Source organism: Candidatus Tectomicrobia bacterium (assembly GCA_016192135.1).
Lineage (GTDB): Bacteria > UBA8248 > UBA8248 > UBA8248 > UBA8248 > 2-12-FULL-69-37.
The window spans coordinates 61402-80180 of record JACPUR010000041.1 but is presented as its reverse complement, the minus strand read 5'-3'; the positions used below and the strand labels follow the sequence as shown (position 1 = coordinate 80180).

The window sequence follows — 18779 nt, the reverse complement described above, 5'->3', positions numbered from 1 at the left end:
CGTCAGATGAGACCCTTCTGCTTCCACTTGGCGAAGATTCGCTTGGCGGCGGCGTCCGCCTCCTTGAGCGCCTGCTCGGGCGTGGCCTTGCCGGCGGCGGTCTTCGCGAACATGACGTTGAGGACCCAGGTGCCGAAGAGCTCGTCGATGGCGGCGGTGGAGTAGCCCGGGTAGCCCACGTTCGTGGCCCAGTTGAGCACGTCGTCGAGCACCTTGTACTTGTCGGGCGGGTGGGCCTTGGGATCGTTCGAGATGAGCTTCGTGAGGTCGGGCACCGTCTTGGGGAAGCAGGGGAAGTCGTAGAACTCGCCCGCCACGAAGGCGTCCCGGAAGCCGGTCGTGTAGTCGACGAGGAACTTCTTGGCGCCGTCGATGTTCTGGGCGAACTTCCACACGACGTAGCACTGCATGACGTGCTCGAGCCCGATGGCCCGCGTCGGCCCCTGGAGGGCCTTGGTGAGCTGGATGAGCTTCGAGATCTCGGGGCGGTCTTTCTCCGCCGTCCGGGTGATGGAGATGGCGTTGAGGGCCAGCGAAACCTTGCCCGCGATCATGGCCCGGTTGTTGGAGGCGGCGTCCCAGGTGAACACCTCGGCCGTCATGGCCTCCTGGTAGAGCGCCTTGACGAACTTGAGGGCTTCGAGCGTGTTCTTGGAGTTGAGGGTGAGGTTGCCGTTCGCGTCCTGCTCGTGGGCGCCGAAGGCGTACATGATGGTGCGCATGGCCATGCCGGTGTCGATCTCGTTGGCGAGGCCGATGCCGATCGGGTTGTTGTGCTCCTTCTTGAGCCGGGCGCCGGCCTTGCGAACGTCGTCCCAGGTCTTGGGGCCGTTGGGCATGCCGACCTTCCCGAACAGGTCCTGCCGGTAGTTCACCGGGTCGGGGGTGAAGGACGGCGAGAAAGCGAAGTACTTCTTGGTCTTGGGGTTGTAGGTGCTCTTGACCGCCAGGTCGATGGGTTTCCCGGCCTTCCCCTCGAGCTCGGTGTAGACGTCCTTGAGGTCGACGGTCTGCTCCTCGAAGGTCGGGGGCGGCCAGTTGAAGAGGAACAGGTCGTGGCCCTTCTGGGCCGAGACCTCGGCGGCGGCCCGGGCGTTGATGCCCGCGACGCCGATGTTGTCCACCGTCACCTCGGTGTCGTTCTTCTTCCCCCACTCCACGGCGAACTTCTTGTTGAACCATGTGTCGTAGGGGGGCACGAAGTGGACCCACTGCAGGATCCGGAGCTTCTTCGACGCCGCACGCGCCCGCCCCGGGATGATGATGTTCGCCCCGATGCCGGTCGCGGCCGCCGCGGCGCCCGCCGCCTTGAGCAACTGCCGCCTGCTGACATTTCGGCTTGCCATCGGAATCCCTCCTTTTTCCCCGTTGCCTCGCCTGTTCCGCCTTGGGCCGAAGGCCGCGGCGCAGGCGTTACATCCTCTTCGCGGAGCGGAGGCGGGTGTCCCGCCGCTGCGTCCGGAAACAAGACTTGGTCCGGCGGCCTCCCAGGAACTGGATGAGATTGGATGACAGTATACCCGGCGCCCGGTCCCGTCAAATCGGCCGGAGGCGGCCCCCGGCTACCGTTTCTTGCGCGGTTTTCCGGGCTTCGCCGCGGGCCGGGCGGCCGGCTTGGACTGGCCCGCCCAGTGCCGCGCCACCTCGGCCTGGGAGGCGAACCAGACGTCCCCCTTGTCCAGCATGTGGCGCACGAGGCGCTCCAGCATCCGCATCCGGTGGCGCTGCCCGATGGCCTGGGGATGGCACATGAAGTTGATGTAGCCGCCCTCCTCGTAGGTCCCCTCGAACTCCTCCACCCAGATGGAATAGACCGACTCGGCGTCCCGGATGCCGTGCCCGAAGGGCGGGTTGCCGCTGTAGCCGAAGAAGATGAAGTCGTCGAGGGACCATTTGGTGGGAAGCTCGATGAGGCCGCAAGGATGGTAATAGGGCCAGTCGTCGTCCATCAGGTTCGAGTGGTACATGAGGCCGTGCTTCTTGAGCAGCTCCATGGTGTGGGCGCTGGGGTCGCAGGAGGGGGTGCGCGAGCCCACGGGCCTGCGGCCCATGAAGCGCTCAAGGATCTCCAGGGCCTTCACCAGCAGCTCCTCTTCCCGCTCCCGGTCGGCGAGGAGGTAGGGCTTCTCGTGCAGGTGGCCGTGGTGGCCGATCTCGTGATCGGCGCGGAGGATGGACTCCGTCATCTTCGGCCAGCGCTCCGCCGTCCAGCTCGGCACGTAGAAGGTGCCGGGGAGGCCGTATTTCTTCAGCAGGGCGAGGATGCGGGGCACCCCTACCTTGGGCCCGTACGCCCCCATCGAGGCGTGGATCGGGCGGTGCGCCAGGGAGGGGTCGCGCGCGATCCAGAGGCTCTCGCCGTCCACGTCGAAGGTGAGGCACACGGCGCACCGGGCCCCGTTCTTCCAGCGGATCTTTTGCATGGTTCTCCTCTCGGTCCGGCCGGCCCTATGCGGCCCTCCCGGCCAGTGTGATGAGCGCGCGGGCGAGGACGTCGCCCCCCCGCGCCACGTCCTCCCACGATGCATCCTCGAGCTCCGTATGGCTCTTCCCGCCCGCGCAGGGGATGAAGATCATGGCCGCCGGCCCCAGCTCCGCCAGGTAGCGCGCGTCGTGGCCGGCCGCGCTCCACATGCGGCGGCAGGTGTAGCCCGCCTCGCGGCAGGCGCCCGCCACCGCCCCCACCGCCTCGGGATGGAAGGGCAAGGCGGTGGAGCGGCTCACCTCCTCCACCGAGACCTCCAGGCCCTCCCCCCGCGCGGCGGCCTCGATGGCCTCGATCACCATCTCCCGGGCACGCTGGACGAGAACCTCGTCGCTGTGGCGGAAGTCCACCGAGAAGGCGGCGCGCTCGGGAATGACGTTGATGGCGTTGGGGGAGACGGACATCTCCCCGACCGTGGCCACCATGTCGGGATGGAGCTTGCCGGGGACCTCCCGGATGGCCGCGACGGCGCGGGCCGCCCCCACGAGGGCGTCCCGCCGCATGGACATGGGCGTGGGCCCGGCGTGGTCGCGCTCGCCTTTCATCGCGGCGCGCAGCCAGGTGATCCCGACAATCCCCTCCACCGCCCCTATCTGGACGCCTTCCTTCTCCAGAACGGGGCCCTGCTCGATGTGGAGCTCCAGGTAGCACCCCACCGGGCGGGGCCGGCAGGGCGCCGGTCCCCGGTAGCCGATGCGCGCCAGCTCCTCGCCGAAGCGCTTGCCTTCGCCGTCCCGGAGGCCGTAGGCCCACTCGACGCCGTACTTCCCGCAGAACGCGCCGCTGCCCAGCATCGAGGGCGGGAAGCGAGGGCCTTCCTCGTTGGTCCAGTTCACCACTTCCACCGGCCGGCGCGTGCGGATGCCCCTGTCGCTGAGGCTGCGCACCACCTCCAGGGCGGCGAGGACGCCGAGCGAGCCGTCGAAGCGGCCCCCGTAGGGGACGGAATCCAGGTGGCTCCCCATCATGGCGGGCGGGGCGGAATCGTCCGCGCCGGGGCGGCGGGCGAACATGTTGCCCATCTCGTCCACCGTCACCGCGAGTCCCGCCTCGCGGCACCAGGCCGCGAAAAGATCGCGCGCCTCGCGGTCCGCGTCGGTGAGGGTCGGGCGGTGGACCCCGCCGCCGGGGGTGGCGCCGATGCGGGCCATCTCCTCAAGGCTCCGCCGGAGACGGCCGGGGTCGATGATCAAGGGGATGGCTCCTTTTTTCGCGATGATTGCGCGGCCATTGGTAGCCCGGGACCGCGCCCGAGTCAAGGAAAAGAGGCCGATTCAGGCGCGCTTCTTCAAGCCGAGCCGCTCCCGGTAGATGGCCCGCACGCGCTGGGTGTGCCGCTCGTAGTCGGCGAGGAGCTTGGCGCGGGAGCTTCCCTCCTCGTCGTCGGAGTAGCCCAGCCGGCGGGCGAGCATCTCCATTCCCTCCGGGGTGGCGGGGAAAGTGTGCAGGGGCTGGGCCCGGGCGATGCGCAGCCGGTTCTCCACCTGCCGGAGGAAGCGGTATGTGTCCAGCAGGGTGTCCGCGTCCTCCTCGTTCAGCAGGCCCGCGGCCCGCAGGGCGCGCAAGGCCTCGGCGGTCTCGGGACGGCGGATGGCGGGCTTTTCCCGGCCGTGGGAGATCAACAGGTACTGGACGAGGAACTCGATGTCCGTCAGCCCGCCGTGGCCCAGCTTGAGGTCGATCTCGCCTTCGGCCTCGTGGGTCAGCTCCCGCTCCATGCGGAGCCGCACGTGGTCTATCCCGGCCGCGAGGTTGGGCGGGAGAGGCCGCTCGTACACGAATTCGGCCGCCAGCCCCATGAAGCGGCGGGAGAGGGCGGGGGAGCCGGCGACGGGCCGGGCGCGGCAGAGCGCCTGCCGCTCCCAGAGCTCCGCGCGATCGCGAAAATAGTCCTCGAAGGTCTGGAGGGGAACGGCGATGGCGCCTTTCTGGCCCTCGGGGCGGAGCCGCAAATCGATTTCGTAGGCCCGCTCCCCCGAGGCCGGCGCCGAAAGCCCGTCGCGCAGGGCGGTGGCGAGCCGCAGGAAGAACTGGTGGTTGGAGGCGCTCCCCCAGGCCGCGCCCTTTCCGTTGATTTTTCCGTCCGTTCCGCCCGGTCCGCTGTAGACGAAGACGAGATCGAGGTCGGAGCCGAAGTTCATCTCCCGGCTGCCCAGCTTCCCCAGCCCGATGATGGAGAAGCCGGCCGGCTGGCCCGTTTCCGCCTCGATGGGGCTTCCGTGGAGGCCCCGCACCTCCTCCTCGGCGACTCGGAGCCCCACCGCGAGGACGGCCTCGGCCAGCGAGGTCAGGTCGCTCATGGTCTGGAAGATATCTGCTTCCCCCAGGATGCTCCGCAGGCCGATGGCCAGCTCTTCGCCGCGCTTGGCCGCGCAGAGGCGGGCGAAGCGCTGGGCGGCGTCCGAGCCCTTGAGCGCCTCCGCGGAAAGCTCTTTCTGGAGGGTCCCGGCAGCCTTCGAGGAGGTGAGCGCCTCGGCCTGGAAGAGGGAGTCGAGGAGGCCCGGCTGGGAGAGGAGGCTCTCGGAGAGATAATCGCTCGAGCCGAACAGCCGGAGAAGCGCCTCGAGGACGTTCTCTTGCTCGCTCAGCAGCGTGAAGGCGCCTTCGCGTCCGCCGCTTCGCTCCACGAAACGGCTGAGGTTCACCACCGCCTGGTCCGGATCCGGGAGATCGAGGGTCAGGAAGAGGAGGCGGGGCAGGAGGTTGTCGAAGAGGCGCTTCGCCCGGGCGCTCACGCGCTCGAACGGCTCGCCGTTCCGCAGGAGGCGCAGGCGGGCGCTGGCACTCTCCGGATCGGCGAAATTGTAGGGGGCCAGGTCTGCGGGCGCGAGGGAATCCTCCAGGGTCTCGGCGGCGGCGGGGGCCTCCTCCTCCGCCGGCCGTCCGGCTTCCTCGGAGTCGCCCTTGCGGAAGAGGTTCTGGAAGACGCGGGAGACCTGATCCTGATGGTTCTGGAGGGCGGCGAGGAAACCAGTGCGCTCGCTCATGCCGCCGGTCCGGTGGAATCCCATCTTGCGGGCGAGCACGGTGAGGGCATGGGCGTCGGCGGGCAGGTCGTGTGTCTGGAGCCCTTGGGTCATCTGGACGCGATGCTCAATGTCCCGCAGGAAAATGTAGGCCGAGGAGAGGGCGGCGCAGTCGTCCATCGGAAGGAGGCCCAGGGCCTGGATGACCGACAGGGCCTCCAGCGTGCTGGGGGTGCGCAGGAACTTCTCCTTGCCGCCGTAGATGAGTTGGAAGGACTGGACGATGAACTCAATCTCCCGGATGCCGCCCTCGCCGAGCTTGATGTTGGAGGCTTTCCGGCCGCTGGCGGCGATCTGGGCGTTGATGCGATCCTTGATGTGGCCGATCTCGTCGAGGGCGCTGAGGTCCAGGGTCCGGCGGTAGATGAAGGGCCGGATCATGTCGAGGAAGGCCTTGCCGAGGGCGGCGGAGCCGGCGGCCAGGCGCGCCTTGATGAGGGCCTGGCGCTCCCATGTCTCCCCCCAGGATTCGTAGTAAACCTCGCAGCTTCGCAAGGAATAGGCCAGGGCTCCCTGATCGCCCTCGGGGCGGAGGCGGGTATCCACGCGGAAGACGTGCCCCTCCTCCGTATTCTCGGCCATGAGGGCGATCACCCGGCGCGCGAGGCGGGCGTGGAACTCATGGTTCGAGATGTGGTCCCGGCCGGTTGCGCCGCGGGTGCCCCCTTCGTCGGACGAGTAGATGAAGATGAGGTCGATGTCGGAGCTGAAATTGAGCTCGAGGCCGCCCAGCTTGCCGAGCGCGATGACGGCGAACTCGCACGGGAGCGAACGTCCCTCCTTGCTCCGGTAGAGAGGCTTCCCGTAGCGGGCCTCGAGCTCGGCCCGGGCGACGCGGACCGCCGCCTCCAGGGTGGCGTCGGCCAAGTGAGAGAGCGCGAGCACCGTCTGCGGCATGTCCGCCAGCCGCATCAGGTCCCGCAGGCCGATCCGCAGGTACTCCCGCTGCCGGAAGCGCCGGAGGGCGTTCGAGGGGCCGTTCGGCTGGGTCCGCAGCCGCTGGACCCAGCGCCAAAGCTCGGCCTCCATGCGCGATTCGCTCCGCTCCCCCTGGAGGGCGGAGGGGCGGAGGAGCCAGTCGAGGAATTCCGGATGCCGCAGGACCGTATCGGTGAGGAACTGGCTCCCTCCCGCGAGGGTGAAGAGGGCGGCGCGGCGCTCGGGATAGCGGCGGAGCAGGCGGAGGAGGGCGTCCGGGTCCTCCCGGGTCGCCATGATCCGCTCGAAGTTGGAGAGCGCTCGTTCCGGCTCGAAGGTTTCGCTCAGGGCCGCGAGAAGCTGGACGAGGAAGTCCCGATCATTGCGCGGGAAGGCCGGGTGAAGCGCCAGCGACTGGAGGTTACGGCAGGCACGGGCCGGATCGATTACGCCGATGGAGTCCAGGAGATCGGCGGCCATCGGAGACGGCGCCCCCCCAGCGAGCAGCCTCTCGATGTGCTCGACGCCGGGGTGGTCCTGGATGGCCACGGTCATGACGGCTCCGGAGCGTTAAGGCGAGGGGGCTGCGGGGCCGGCCTCGGGGGCGGCGGGGCCCACGGCCACCTCGGGCGGGATTTTCCAGAGCAGGAGGTTGACGGGCATGAAGAGGAGGATCAGGCCGCCGATGAACCAGAAGATGGCCTTCGGGCCGAACAGGTCCGCCAGGATGCCCCCGGCCAAGGCGCCCGCCCCGACGAATATCTGGTTGGTCATGAAGATGATGCCGACCACGCTGCCGCCGAGGTTGGGCGGGGAAATTTCGATTCCCGCCGCGAAGATGACCGATCTCATGGAGATGAACAGTCCCCCGAGGAGAGCCAGGAGGACGGGAAGAACCGGACTGCCGCCCCAGGCGGGGATGAGGAAGAGCAGCAGGGCGCCCACCCCCATTCCCGAGAAGAGGATGTTCTGGCGCGGGATCCGGTCGGAGAGATAGCCCATCAGCGTCTCCGGCAGGATGCACGCCGCGATGAAGACGGACAGCGCGAACCCGACCCAGCTGGCCTCGGCCCCGAATTCGCGGACCAGGAGGAAGGGGAGGAATGTGCTGACGGCATGCTGGGAGAGCGTCCGGACCCCGGAGGCGCAGCAGATGGCCACAAAGCGGGGATTCTGGATGAGCGACTGGCGTACCTGGCCCAGCCAGCCCCCGAACGAGGCGCCGGACGCGCCTTTTTCCGCCGCCGGCTGGAAGGGGGGGAGCCAGGCGGCGAGCATGGCGGCGACCGCGAACATGGGAAGCGTGTTCCAGAGAATCACCTGGCGCCAGTCCACCAGGAGCAGCATGTACCCGGCCACGAGGGGGGCGATGGATTGGCCCACGGTGGCTCCGGTGCCGTGGATTCCGAAGGCGAATCCCTTGCGCTCCCGGAACTGCTCCCCCAGTAGGCCCATCGCCGGGGGATGCCAAGTCTGGCCCGAGAGCCCGCTCGCCCAGAAGATGAGGGCGAGGATGGCGAATCCGGGAGCCATGGCGATCCCGCAGTAGAGGAGGGCGGTGGCGACGAGACAGAAGACGAGCATCCCGCGGCCGCTGCCGAGGCGGTCGGCGGCCCAGCCCGAGGCGGCGCTGCTGAAAGCGCCGAAGAAGGCGCGCCCGGTCACTAGGATGCCCACCTGGGTCAGGTTGAAATTCAGGTCCTGCGCCACGAAAGGCATGAGCGGGCCCATGAGGCCCAGGTACCAATGCTCGAGAGCGTGACCTGTCGTCAGGAGGGCCAGGACCCCGCCGCGCTTCACTTTTCGGGTCTCCTCGTGACAGCCGCTTCCCAGGCTTGGGGAGGGGAACGCCAATCCTACCATGCCAGCACAAAGGGCTGAAAATGCGGAAAGTGCCCCCAAATAATATCAATAATTCTACCTCGGATAAGCGTCCAATGGCTTACATTCAGGTAAATTCAGTCGTATTTTCAGGCGAATCCTGGTTGATTTTGCACTCACTCAACTGGTAGGATAAGCCTATAAGCCGACAATCCTCTCTGGAGGAGAGCGGGATGACAATCCGGGATCGGCTCCAGACGGTCAAGAAGACGCGGCTCTACGAGGGAATCGTCTCGCAGATCACCACGCTCATCATCGAGGGAAACCTTCAGATGGGCGACCGGCTTCCCTCGGAGCGCGAGCTCTGCGAGCGCTTCGGTGTCGGGCGCAATTCCGTGCGCGAGGCGGTGCGGGCGCTCGAGTCGGCGAACCTCGTCGCGACGCGTCACGGCGACGGCACCTTCGTGGTGGCGAGCCCGGAGTCCCTCATTCCGGTCCTTTTGGAAAAAACGTCCTCCGAGGGCGAATCCGGCCTGCGCCAGATCTTCGAGGCGCGCCGGCTGCTGGAGCCCCAGATCGCGGCCCTCGCGGCCGACCGCGCCACCTCCGCCGAATTGGACAAGCTGACGGACATCCTGGAGCGCCAGCGGGCTGAGATTCAGCAGGGCGGATCCGGGATGGACGAGGATACGGCGTTTCATCTGGGGCTGGCCGAGGCGGCCAAGAACGAATTCCTGCTCCGGCTGGTCGGCATGCTGCTCCATTCGCTGAAGGAGCTGCGCGAGCGCTCCATCCGGGAGAAGGTCGGACGACTTCGCTCCCTGCAGGGCCACGAGGAGATATTCGAGGCGGTGAGGGCCCGCGAGAGCAAAAAGGCGGTTTCCCGGATGCTCAGCCATCTCCTTGAGATCGAAGGGCGGGAGATGGGCGGTATTTTCGCGGAGGAGACGGAGGACGCCGAGACGGCGGAGCCGGCCGGAGTGGCCGGCGCGCCTCCTGAAAAAATATCCGCCGCACAGAGCGCGGCGGACGGCTTGGGCGTCCAGCCCTAAAAGGGAGGCTCAACCGGCACCATCGAGCGGATTCCGCGCCCGCGGCTGCGTGCCCGGGCGAGCTCGGAGGGAACTGTGGTGAAGGATGGGGCAGGGGCACTGTTCCCCGTCCCCATGGACTGAAACCCCATTTGGGAGGCAGCGGATGTGAGCGTCATATCTTTCGAGATCGTCTACCGCGGCATTTACCAGAAGACGCTGGCCAACAAGATATCGCGCACGCTCGTGCTGGCGGCGGTGAAGGAGGGGAAGCAGGGCATCTCCTTCGGCCGCTACAGCGACTCGCCCGAGCGGAACGGGATACCGGCGAAGCTCTTCGGCTACATCGCGGACAACAGCGAGGAGCTGCAGGCGGTCGCCGCGAAGTACGAGCCGAAGCAGGTGGACGTCTCCATCTGCGTGGACGACACCCTGTGCAAAGGCGTCGAGTCCTGGGCATGGTACGGGCTCCAGCCCATCAACGCCGTCACCAAGCCGGGCGGCACCCTCATTGTCACCTCGAATCAAAAGACGGCCGCGCTGGTCAAGCACATCCACCGCCGCGACACGCCCTACAAGATCGCCATCGTCCCCGGCGGGGCCAGCATGGCCGGGCTGTGGGTGTACAAGAACGACGGCACCGACGCCCGCTGCCTGGGCGCGGCACTCAAGGCGGAGCCGGGCATCTGCTCGATGGCCTCCCTGGAGCAGGCCATCCGCGAGAACATCGGCGGCGACGCTCACGTGGAGGCCGCGCGGGCGAGCTTCGAGGACACCCGCCCCGACGAGATCAAGCCGGGCGAGGGCAACACCGAGGTGCCCTTCACCTTCCAGCTCCTCAAGTGGACCGAGATGCGCGAGGGCGTCGTCATCGACGGCGTCGGCGGGCACAACGACTACCGCGACATGGACGGCGGCTACCAGCCTGGCCGGAACGAGTACTTCAAGAAGTGGTCCACCCGGACGATGCGGCCGGTGGTGGCCTTCGACAAGTGCACCAAGTGCACCCTCTGCTGGATCGCCTGCCCGGACACGGTCTTCGACGTCACGCCTGACGGCTACTTCGACGCCAATATGGAGGCCTGCTGCGGCTGCGGCGTGTGCGAGGCCATCTGCCCCGTCGCCGACTGCATCACCATGGTGAACGAGGTGATCTTCGAGGACCGCGACAGCCAGTATCTCATGTGGAAGAAGGACGCCAAGAATTACCAGGGCTACGTGACAGAGAAGCGGAAGGCGGGAAAAGTCGAGCATCGCTTCCCCATCACCGGCTTGGCGGCGGCTTTCTCCGGCGTCGGTCTCGATGGCGGCCACAACCAGGCGAACGCAAAGGCCAAGTCCGTGAAGGATTTCAAATAGGAGCCCACAGATGGCAACGGTAGCGCAGGAAAAAGGGGCGGGCATACAGCTGCTCACCGGAAGCGAGGTGATGGCGAACATCGTCCGCCTCGCGGACGTGGACGTCATCACGGCCTATCCGATCCGGCCGTACGACACCGTCATGCAGTACGTCTCCCGGTTCATCGCGAACGGGGAGTTCGACGCCGACTACATCCCGGCCGAGAGCGAGCACGGGCAGTTCGAGATCGTCAAGCACGCCAGCGCCTGCGGCGCCCGCGTGTTCACCGGCTCGAGCGGCGTGGGCTGGCTCTACGCCATGGAGCCCTTGGCCGTGACCGCGGGGCTCCGGCTGCCGATGGTGGCCCTGGTGGGCTGCCGGGCGCTGGACGACCCGGGCGCCTTCGGCACTGAGCACAACGACGCCATGCTCGTCCGCGACCTGGGCTGGCTCATCACGTTCCCCGACAACGCCCAGGAAGTCGTCGAGCTGGGCCTGCTGGCTTACCGCGTGGCGGAGGATCCGAAGGTGTTCCTCCCCTGCGCCATCGCCATGGACGGCGCCTTCCTCACCCACAGCCAGGCCACGGTGAAGCTGCCGACCCAGGAGCAGGTCAACAAATTCCTCCCCGCCTACGACCGCGGGGACCTGCTGCTCCACCCGGACAACCCCGTCACCATCGCCCCCCAGGCGAACGAGGACTGGCTGATGGAGGTCCGCCGCCAGAGCAGCGAGGCGGCCAAGCGCGCCTACACCGTGCTCAAGGATGCGCACAAGGACTTCTGCAGGATCTTCGGCGAGAGCACCAACCCCTTCCTCGACGAGTACATGACCGAGGACGCCGACGTCGTGCTGTGCGGCCTGGGTACCCTCAGCCTTCCCGTGAAGGTGGCCATCCGCGAGATGCGCAAGGAGGGCAAGAAGGTCGGTCTCGTGCGCCTGAAGTGGTTCCGCCCCTTCCCGACCGAGGAGCTCCGGGCCTCGCTCTCGCGCTTCAAGGCGGTGGGCGTGGTGGACCGCGACTACTCCTTCGGCTCGCCGTTCCACGGCGGCATCCTGTTCAACGAGGTGAAGGCGGCTCTTTACGGCTCGCCGAAGCAGCCCCTGATGAAAGGCTTCGTCTGCGGCCTGGGCGGCCGCGAGGTTCTGCTCGAGAACGTCAAACACATGGCCGATCAGATGTTCGCCATCGCCAAGAGCGGCAAGGCGGACAACCAGGTCGAGTGGATCGGCGTGAGGGGGTGATCAGACATGAGTGAGACCCTGTATCAGATCGGCACGCAGCAGCTTCCCCTCATGGGGAAGGTGAACGCGATTCCCCAGAAGGCGGTCGAAGAGTACTACACCAGCGGCCATCGCACCTGCCAGGGCTGCGAGAGCGCCCTCATCATGCGCCTCATGGCCAAGGCGGCCGGGCCGCGCACCATCATCCTGGGCAGCACCGGGTGCATGTACGTGGCCAACACCACCTACTACAGCACTCCCTGGGTGGTGCCCTGGATGCACACCCAGCTCGGCTCCTGCGGTCCGGCGGCCACGGGGACCGCGGCGGCGCTCCGGGCGCTCATGCGCAAGGGCAAGATGAAGCAGGAGCCCATCAACGTCATCTCCTTCTGCGGGGACGGCGGGGGCATCGACATGGGCGTGGCGGGCATCTCGGCCTCGCTCATGCACGCCGAGTACAACCACCTGATCATCTGCTACGACAACGAGTCGTACGCGAACACCGACATCCAGATCTCCGGGGCCTCGCCCTGGGGCGCGAACACCACCTTCACCCCTCCGGGCAAGAAGTTCCGCATCATGCACACCCGGTGGAAGAAGAACGCCGCCGCCCTCTACGCGGTGGGCCATACGAAGTGCAACTACGTGGCCACGGGCGACGCTTCCTATCCGGCCGACCTCATCGACAAGGTCCGCAAGGGCTTGGCCACGTCCGGGCCGGCGTTCGTCCACACCCTCGACCCCTGCCCGAAGGGCTGGGACTACGACCCCTTCTATTCCCACAAGCTGGGGGAGCTGGCGGTCGAGACGGGCATCTTCCCGCTGTGGGAGATGACGAACGGCAGGCTGACCTACACCGGCATCTCCGCGCGCCAGGTGTACGGCAACCGCAAGCGCCGCCCCGTGCGCGAGTATCTCGAGGCGCAGGGCCGCTTCCACCACTTCATCGAAGAGGATTACGCCTACTTCCAGGCGGAAGTGGACAAGATGTGGAACGACTGGGCCATGCCCGGCGTCATCCCCTTCAAGCTGGGCGAGGATCCGGCCAAGAAGAAGTAAGTGCGGCGTCCCTCCTGACGGCGCAAGGACGGGGCCCGGAAGGGCCCCGTCTTTTTTCGTGACGCCGCGAAGGATGAGAGGACATGGAAGAGGCGATGAGCGGACAAATTAAGGAAGAGCGGCGGGGGCGCGACGGCGCGGCGATGGTGCTCGTCCCGGCCGGCGTGTTCCTCATGGGCTCGGACGCGGGCAACCAGGACGAGCGCCCCCAGCGCGAAGTCAGGCTGCCCGCCTTCTGGATCGACAAGTATTGCGTCACCAACGAGCAGTACCGCCGCTTCCTGGAGGAGATGGAGGGCGCGGTGAAGCCGCCTCCGTCCTTCTCCCGGGACGACTATGTGGGGCCCAGGCAGCCCGTCGTCAGCGTGAGCTGGGAGGACGCCTCGGCCTATGCCCGCTGGGCCGGAAAGCGCCTCCCGACCGAGGCGGAGTGGGAGAAGGCCGCCCGGGGGGCCGACGGCCGGGCCTATCCCTGGGGAGACGCGCTCCCCACGCATGAGATTGCCCACTACGCCGGAGCGGAGCTCCAGTGCCCGCTCGATGTGGACGCCCACGCGGGGGCGGCCTCGCCCTTCGGCTGCGTCCAGATGGCCGGCAACGTCTTCGAGTGGACGGCGGACTGGTTCGACGCCTTCTACTACCGCTATGCCCCGGCGAGTGATCCGAAGGGGCCCGAGTTCCCCGCGTTCGAGGTGGCCGTCCCCCTCATCGCGGTGTTCGCGGTTCCCGGCGGGGGCAGCCTGACCCTGGGGGAGGCGAAGAAGGGCGAGCGGTTCGAGATTCTGGGGCGCGAAAAGGATGTCTACAAGATCCGGTTCGGGGGCGGCGAGGGATGGCTCCCGCGGAAGTCGGGCTACGCCTGGACGGCCCGCGCCGTGCGGGGCTGCGGCTGGGACTACATCGAGGACAACCTCCGGTGCTCCGCGCGGGAGGGCTTCGAGCCCTGGTACAAGAACTTCAACTTGGGCTTCCGCTGCGCGGCCGGCGCCTGACCGGCGGGCGAGTTCGCCGAGGCGCGGCGCCCCCGGGCGCCGCGCTTTTTTCGTCCGCTTCGGGTCGTTCCGGCCCCCTGCCTGGGCTCGGCTCCTCGAACGCCGCGCCAAGGAATCCGGCCGCATCCGCAGATTGCATATTGATCCTGATTCGGTGACCATTCGCTCGCCCGGAAGCGGTGATGCGGGAGGCGGAAAGCGGGAAGGACCTGTAAAAATGGGCTCGGCCCTCAAATTCTCCGGCCTGAACTGGCTGCTGGCCTTCCTTCCGATTCTCGCCCTCATGCTCGCGATGCTCGTCCTCCGGTGGGGCGGGAAGAAAGCCGGGCCCTTCGGCCTGGCGGTGGGGCTCCTCGCCGCCTGGGCCCGTTTCGGCGCCGGGCCCGACGTGCTGGCTGTCGCTCTCCTCCGGGGCTTCCTCCTCAGCATCCCCGTCCTGTACATCATCATCCCGGCGCTCATTCTCTATCACGTGGCCGACGCCGCGGGAGGCATCCGCAACATCGGCTGGAGCGTGTCGGACATGACGAAGAACCACATCCTCCAGCTCATGATCCTGGCCTTCGGCTTCACGACCTTCCTGCAAGGGGTGGCCGGTTTCGGGGTGCCCGTGGCCGTGGTGGCCCCGTTGCTTGTGGGCATCGGGTATCCCCCGGTCGAGGCGGTGGCGGCGGCGCTCATCGGCCATGCCTGGTCGGTGAGCATGGGGGACATGGCCAGCAGCTTTCAGGCCCTGCTCTCGGTGACCCGCCTGCCGCCCCACGAGCTCGGGGTGCACATCGCCCTGCTGCTCGCCTCGGCGGGTTTGGCCGCCGCCGTCTCCATCGCCCACCAGCACGCCGGGTGGAGCGCCGTGAGGCGCTGGCCGGCCGTGGTGACCGCCCTGGCGGCCGTGGCCACGGGCGCCCAGGTCCTCCTCGCCTGGCTGGACCTGTGGATCATCGCTTCCTTCGGGGCGGGCATGCTCTGCCTGCTCGTGGGCTTCGGGATGGCGCGCCTGCCGCGCTACCAGGGCCCCTCGCGTCCTCCGTCCATGGTGCCCAAGCCCGAGGCGCGGCGGGTGCGCTCCGTGCTCCCCCCCGAGGGAGCCCGCCGGATGAGCTTCCATCTCGCCTTCGCCCCTTACTATTCGCTGATCGCGGTGGTGAGCCTGGTGACCTTCGTCCCCGCCTTCCACGACGCCCTCCACGCCTGGAAGTTCAGGGTGCCCATCGACGAGACGATCACGGACCTGGGCGTGGTGACGGCCCGGCAGATGTGGAGCATCGCTCCCTTCGGCCATCCGGGGGCGCTCCTGCTCTACACGTCGTTCCTGGGATGGGCGTTCTACCGGATGAACGGCCGCTGGCCGGGCCGCCAGGCCGCCCTGTTCCGCCGGACGTTCAAGGACGCCTATCCGACCGCGGTTGGCATCGTTTCCATGGTCGCCCTCGCCTCGGTGATGACCGCATCGGGCATGGTGGTCGTCCTCGCGGACGGCGCCGCGGAGGCGACGGGGCGGCTCTTCCCCCTCGTCTCGCCGCTCGTGGGGCTCCTGGGGTGCTTCGTGACGGGAAGCAACACCAACTCCAACATCCTGTTCGGGGCTTTTCAGGTCGAGGTGGGGGAGCTCACCGGGGTGCAGCCCGTCATTCTCGCGGCGGCGCAGAGCGCGGGAGGCTCGCTGGGCAGCATGATCGCCCCGGCGAAGGTGCTTGTGGGATGCGCGACGGCGGGGCTGAGCGGGCGGGAAGCGGAGGTGTTCAAGCGTGTGGCGGGCTATTGTGCCGTCCAGGTGCTCATCGTCGGGGCGCTCGCCTGGTGGCTGGCGCAGTAGGCGTCACTCCGGCGCGATCGAGCTGTTTCCCTCGAACTCCCGCACGGCCCGGCGAAGGTAGGACGGCACGCGGACCGGCTCGCCGGTCTTCTCCTGGACAATGACGTAGATGGTGCGGGCCGAGGCCACGAGGCGGCCGCTCCCCCGCTCGTAGAGCTCGAATTCCATGCGAACGCTCGTGTTCCCGATCTCCGGGACGCGGACGTAGGCGTCGATGATCTCATCGAAGCGGGCCGGTGATTTGAACTGGAGGTTGGCCTCCACGATCACGATATCGTGCCCTTCGCTCCGCATGAGGGAATAGGGGACGCCCACATCGCGCAAGTAGTCCATCTGCGCGGTGTCCACGTAGAGCAGATAGTTGGCGTTAAAGACCACTCCCTGGAGGTCCGTCTCACCGAAGCGGACGCGGAACTCGGCCTTGTAGCGGAATTCTTCGCGGGGCACGGGAGGCCTCCCGGTGAGCGTGGTTTTTCCCTCGCCAAGGGGTCCGTTATAATGCCAAAAGGACTGGGTGCAAATCCATGGCCGAATCGGCCGCCAGCGAGAGGCCCTGCATGATCAGCGTCGAGGAAGCACAGCAGGCCATCCTTTTCCGAATCCAGCCCCTGGGCCGGGCGCGCGTGCCGATCCTGGAGGCGCTGGGGCGCGTTCTGGCGGAGGACGTCCATTCGCCCCGGGACATCCCCCCCTGGCCGAACTCCGCGATGGACGGCTACGCCGTCCGCTCCCAGGACGTGGCGCAGGCCTCGAGGGAGCGCCCGGAGACTCTCCGGGTGGTGGACGAGGTGCGGGCGGGGATTGAGTCCACCCGCACCCTTGGCCCGGGCGAGGCCATCCGCATCATGACCGGGGCGCCCATCCCCCGGGGGGCCGACGCCGTCGTCCTGGTCGAGGAGACCGAGAAGGCGGGAAAGGACGAAGTGCGGATTTTCCTCGCGGTGCCTTCGGGCGAGGCCGTCCGCGTGGCGGGCGAGGACGTGAAGAGGGGGACGAAAGTCTTTTCCGCGGGCGTCCGCGTCAACGCCGCGGCGGTCGGCATGCTGGCGAACCTGGGGCGGCCGGCCGTCTATGTCTATCAGAAGCCCCGCGTGGCCATCCTCTCGACCGGGGATGAGCTGCTGGACCTGGGGGAGGTCCCGGCGGCGGGACAGATCTTCAACTCGAATTCCTACGCGCTGGCCGCCCAGGTGCTGGAGGCGGGGGGGGAGCCGATTCAGCTCGGCATCGCCCGAGACACTGCGGCGGACCTCGAGCGCCACCTGCGGGACGGCCTGGGCGCCGACCTGGTGCTGACGAGCGGTGGGGTGTCGGTGGGGGATTTCGATCTTGTGAAGGGCATCCTCGGGGGCCTCGGCAGCGAAATGCATTTCTGGCGGGTGCGGATGAAGCCTGGGAAGCCGATGGCGTTCGGTACCCTCCAGGGGAAGCCCGTCTTCGGCCTCCCGGGCAACCCCGTCTCCACCATGGTGAGCTTCGAGTTGTTCGTCCGTCCCTCCCTCCTCAAGATGCAGGGCCACCGGCGGCTTTTCCGGCCGCGGGTGGAAGCCCGGCTGCTCCATCCGCTGAGCAAGACGCCCGAGCGGCGTCATTACGTCCGGGCCGTGGCCACGCGAACGGAGGAGGAGTGGACGGTCCAGGCGGTCGAGGCCCAGGGATCCAACATCCTCCACTCGATGGTGCGGGCGAACGCATTGGTCGTTTTCCGGGAGTTCGAGACCGACCTTGCGGCCGGTTCCAAGGTTCAGACGCTCCTGATCGAAGAGAGCTCTGCCCTCGCGGACGAGCCCGAGCAGGTGACGGGAGCGGGGGCCCTGGTTTCGGCCGGATGATGGAACCGTCACAGGCGGAGGAGCGATTCGCGTTCCCGGCGGCCATCCTGACCGGCGGCCGGAGCCGGCGGATGGGGCGCAATAAGTTCCTTCTCCCGCTGGGTTCCGAGCCGGTGATCCGCCGGGTGGCGCGCATCCTGGAAAGCATCTTCTCGCGGGTGTTCGCCGTGGGGGGGGATGCACCCTCGCTCGAGCCCTTCGGCCTTCCAGTGGTCGGGGACGTGCTGCCGGGGAACGATTCCCTCGGCGGCCTCCATGCGGCGATCTCCTGCGCCGGGGCGCCCCACGTCTTCGTCGCCGGTTGCGATATGCCCTTTCTCCAGCCTCAGCTCCTTCGGGGCCTGGCGGCCCGGGCGGGCGAGGCGGACGTGGTAATCCCCATCCTGGAGGGATTTCCCGAACCGCTGTGCGCGGTCTATGGCCAGGCCTGCGAGCCCGCGATCCGGCGCCGGATCGCGGAGGGGCGTCTGAAGATGATCGGTTTTCACGAGGAAATGCGCGTGCTTCGGGTGGAGGAGGCGGAATGGAGGGCGTGGGACCCGGAGGGCCTCTCGTTCCGGAATCTGAATACGCAGCAGGATTACGAATGGGCGTTGGCCGAGGTGGCCTCGAAGGAGGACATGAATGCCGGTTGAGGATCAGTTGAAGAAGCTCGGGCTTGCGCTGCCCGCCGCCCCCGCGCCGGTGGGCGCCTATGTTCCCTGCGTGGTGGCTCAGGGGCTGTTGTTCATCTCGGGGCAGCTCCCGCTGCGGGAGGGGAAGCTGCTCCACCGGGGGAAGGTAGGGGCTGAGGTGGCACTCCCGGAGGCCCAGGATTGCGCCCGGGTTTGTTTCCTGAACGCCTTGGCCCAGGCCAAGGCGGCCCTGGGGAGCCTCGACCGGGTGAAGCGGGTGGTTCGGATGACGGGATTCGTGGCCTCGGCGCCGGATTTCACCGATCAAGCTTCCGTGATGAACGGCGCCTCGGAGTGCGCCGTCGGCGTCTTCGGCGACGCGGGAAAGCATGCGCGCCTGGCCATCGGGGTGGCGGAGCTTCCCTTGGCTGTCCCGATCGAGCTTGAAGTGATTATCGAAGTCATGTAGGGCAACATATTGCAGGATGGAAGTATCCGGGAACATAAGCATTGCTGGAGCCGTGCCGGCGGATTCCCCATCCGGGTGGTTACGCCGGTTGCCGGCCCGGTGGGGATGGGACAGCTCCTTCCTCCTGCCCCGGAGGATGGATATAATGGCCGC

The 18779-nt window shown here is 67.7% G+C and carries 15 protein-coding genes; 9 read left to right on the top strand and 6 right to left on the bottom strand.

Annotated features, from left to right (window positions below):
• Positions 1-2: 2 nt before the first annotated feature.
• The 5 genes from HYZ11_17835 to HYZ11_17815 all read right to left on the bottom strand — a co-directional run bounded on the left by HYZ11_17835 (position 3) and on the right by HYZ11_17815 (position 8229).
• A complete protein-coding gene (locus HYZ11_17835; GenBank protein ID MBI3129473.1) occupies positions 3-1346 on the bottom strand; it encodes an extracellular solute-binding protein in 1344 nt (447 codons plus the stop codon).
• Between the two features lie 216 nt (positions 1347-1562).
• On the bottom strand, positions 1563-2423 hold the full coding sequence (locus HYZ11_17830) for a polysaccharide deacetylase (protein ID MBI3129472.1): 861 nt from the start codon (positions 2421-2423) through the stop codon (positions 1563-1565).
• 25 nt (positions 2424-2448) lie between these two features.
• On the bottom strand, positions 2449-3684 hold the full coding sequence (locus HYZ11_17825; GenBank protein ID MBI3129471.1) for a Zn-dependent hydrolase: 1236 nt from the start codon (positions 3682-3684) through the stop codon (positions 2449-2451).
• Positions 3685-3759: 75 nt separating this feature from the next.
• Entirely contained in the window at positions 3760-6984 is a 3225-nt protein-coding gene (gene glnE / locus HYZ11_17820; protein ID MBI3129470.1) for a bifunctional [glutamate--ammonia ligase]-adenylyl-L-tyrosine phosphorylase/[glutamate--ammonia-ligase] adenylyltransferase, read from the bottom strand.
• A gap of 15 nt (positions 6985-6999) precedes the next feature.
• On the bottom strand, positions 7000-8229 hold the full coding sequence (locus HYZ11_17815; protein ID MBI3129469.1) for an MFS transporter: 1230 nt from the start codon (positions 8227-8229) through the stop codon (positions 7000-7002).
• Positions 8230-8483: 254 nt separating this feature from the next.
• Here HYZ11_17815 and HYZ11_17810 point away from each other — a divergent pair, with 254 nt between their 5' ends.
• The 6 genes from HYZ11_17810 to HYZ11_17785 all read left to right on the top strand — a co-directional run bounded on the left by HYZ11_17810 (position 8484) and on the right by HYZ11_17785 (position 15711).
• Entirely contained in the window at positions 8484-9302 is an 819-nt protein-coding gene (locus tag HYZ11_17810) for a FadR family transcriptional regulator (protein MBI3129468.1), read from the top strand.
• Positions 9303-9449: 147 nt separating this feature from the next.
• Positions 9450-10640, top strand: coding sequence for a (4Fe-4S)-binding protein (locus HYZ11_17805; GenBank protein MBI3129467.1), 1191 nt, complete (start codon positions 9450-9452; stop codon positions 10638-10640).
• Positions 10641-10650: 10 nt separating this feature from the next.
• The gene (locus tag HYZ11_17800; GenBank protein MBI3129466.1) at positions 10651-11865 is read left to right on the top strand and encodes a pyruvate ferredoxin oxidoreductase; all 1215 of its coding nucleotides are present in this window, start codon (positions 10651-10653) and stop codon (positions 11863-11865) included.
• 51 nt (positions 11866-11916) lie between these two features.
• Complete coding sequence (locus tag HYZ11_17795; protein MBI3129465.1) at positions 11917-12903, top strand: pyruvate synthase; 987 nt, start codon at positions 11917-11919, stop codon at positions 12901-12903.
• A 95-nt stretch (positions 12904-12998) separates the two neighbouring features.
• Positions 12999-13895 (top strand): SUMF1/EgtB/PvdO family nonheme iron enzyme, encoded by an 897-nt coding sequence (locus HYZ11_17790; GenBank protein ID MBI3129464.1) that lies wholly within the window; start codon positions 12999-13001, stop codon positions 13893-13895.
• A 217-nt stretch (positions 13896-14112) separates the two neighbouring features.
• On the top strand, positions 14113-15711 hold the full coding sequence (locus tag HYZ11_17785; GenBank protein ID MBI3129463.1) for an L-lactate permease: 1599 nt from the start codon (positions 14113-14115) through the stop codon (positions 15709-15711).
• A 3-nt stretch (positions 15712-15714) separates the two neighbouring features.
• Here HYZ11_17785 and HYZ11_17780 read toward each other — a convergent pair whose 3' ends face one another.
• Positions 15715-16158 (bottom strand): acyl-CoA thioesterase, encoded by a 444-nt coding sequence (locus HYZ11_17780; protein ID MBI3129462.1) that lies wholly within the window; start codon positions 16156-16158, stop codon positions 15715-15717.
• A 77-nt stretch (positions 16159-16235) separates the two neighbouring features.
• Here HYZ11_17780 and HYZ11_17775 point away from each other — a divergent pair, with 77 nt between their 5' ends.
• From HYZ11_17775 to HYZ11_17765, 3 genes are read left to right on the top strand one after another with little or no spacing between them, the layout of a single operon-like run.
• Positions 16236-17543 (top strand): molybdopterin molybdotransferase MoeA, encoded by a 1308-nt coding sequence (locus HYZ11_17775; GenBank protein MBI3129461.1) that lies wholly within the window; start codon positions 16236-16238, stop codon positions 17541-17543.
• The gene (locus HYZ11_17770; protein MBI3129460.1) at positions 17543-18178 is read left to right on the top strand and encodes a molybdenum cofactor guanylyltransferase; all 636 of its coding nucleotides are present in this window, start codon (positions 17543-17545) and stop codon (positions 18176-18178) included. The genes HYZ11_17775 and HYZ11_17770 overlap by 1 nt, the downstream gene beginning before the upstream one ends.
• On the top strand, positions 18168-18626 hold the full coding sequence (locus tag HYZ11_17765; GenBank protein MBI3129459.1) for a RidA family protein: 459 nt from the start codon (positions 18168-18170) through the stop codon (positions 18624-18626). The genes HYZ11_17770 and HYZ11_17765 overlap by 11 nt, the downstream gene beginning before the upstream one ends.
• Positions 18627-18779: the final 153 nt, after the last annotated feature.

What these genes read in the sequence shown, in the direction of transcription:
- HYZ11_17775 (MBI3129461.1), top strand. Translation starts at nt 16,236, where the DNA reads ATGGCCGAATCGGCCGCCAGCGAGAGGCCCTGCATGATCAGCGTCGAG.
- glnE (MBI3129470.1), bottom strand. Translation starts at nt 6,984, where the DNA reads ATGACCGTGGCCATCCAGGACCACCCCGGCGTCGAGCACATCGAGAGG.
- HYZ11_17770 (MBI3129460.1), top strand. Translation starts at nt 17,543, where the DNA reads ATGGAACCGTCACAGGCGGAGGAGCGATTCGCGTTCCCGGCGGCCATC.
- HYZ11_17800 (MBI3129466.1), top strand. Translation starts at nt 10,651, where the DNA reads ATGGCAACGGTAGCGCAGGAAAAAGGGGCGGGCATACAGCTGCTCACC.
- HYZ11_17795 (MBI3129465.1), top strand. Translation starts at nt 11,917, where the DNA reads ATGGGGAAGGTGAACGCGATTCCCCAGAAGGCGGTCGAAGAGTACTAC.
- HYZ11_17810 (MBI3129468.1), top strand. Translation starts at nt 8,484, where the DNA reads ATGACAATCCGGGATCGGCTCCAGACGGTCAAGAAGACGCGGCTCTAC.
- HYZ11_17785 (MBI3129463.1), top strand. Translation starts at nt 14,113, where the DNA reads ATGGGCTCGGCCCTCAAATTCTCCGGCCTGAACTGGCTGCTGGCCTTC.
- HYZ11_17790 (MBI3129464.1), top strand. Translation starts at nt 12,999, where the DNA reads ATGAGCGGACAAATTAAGGAAGAGCGGCGGGGGCGCGACGGCGCGGCG.
- HYZ11_17830 (MBI3129472.1), bottom strand. Translation starts at nt 2,423, where the DNA reads ATGCAAAAGATCCGCTGGAAGAACGGGGCCCGGTGCGCCGTGTGCCTC.
- HYZ11_17835 (MBI3129473.1), bottom strand. Translation starts at nt 1,346, where the DNA reads ATGGCAAGCCGAAATGTCAGCAGGCGGCAGTTGCTCAAGGCGGCGGGC.
- HYZ11_17765 (MBI3129459.1), top strand. Translation starts at nt 18,168, where the DNA reads ATGCCGGTTGAGGATCAGTTGAAGAAGCTCGGGCTTGCGCTGCCCGCC.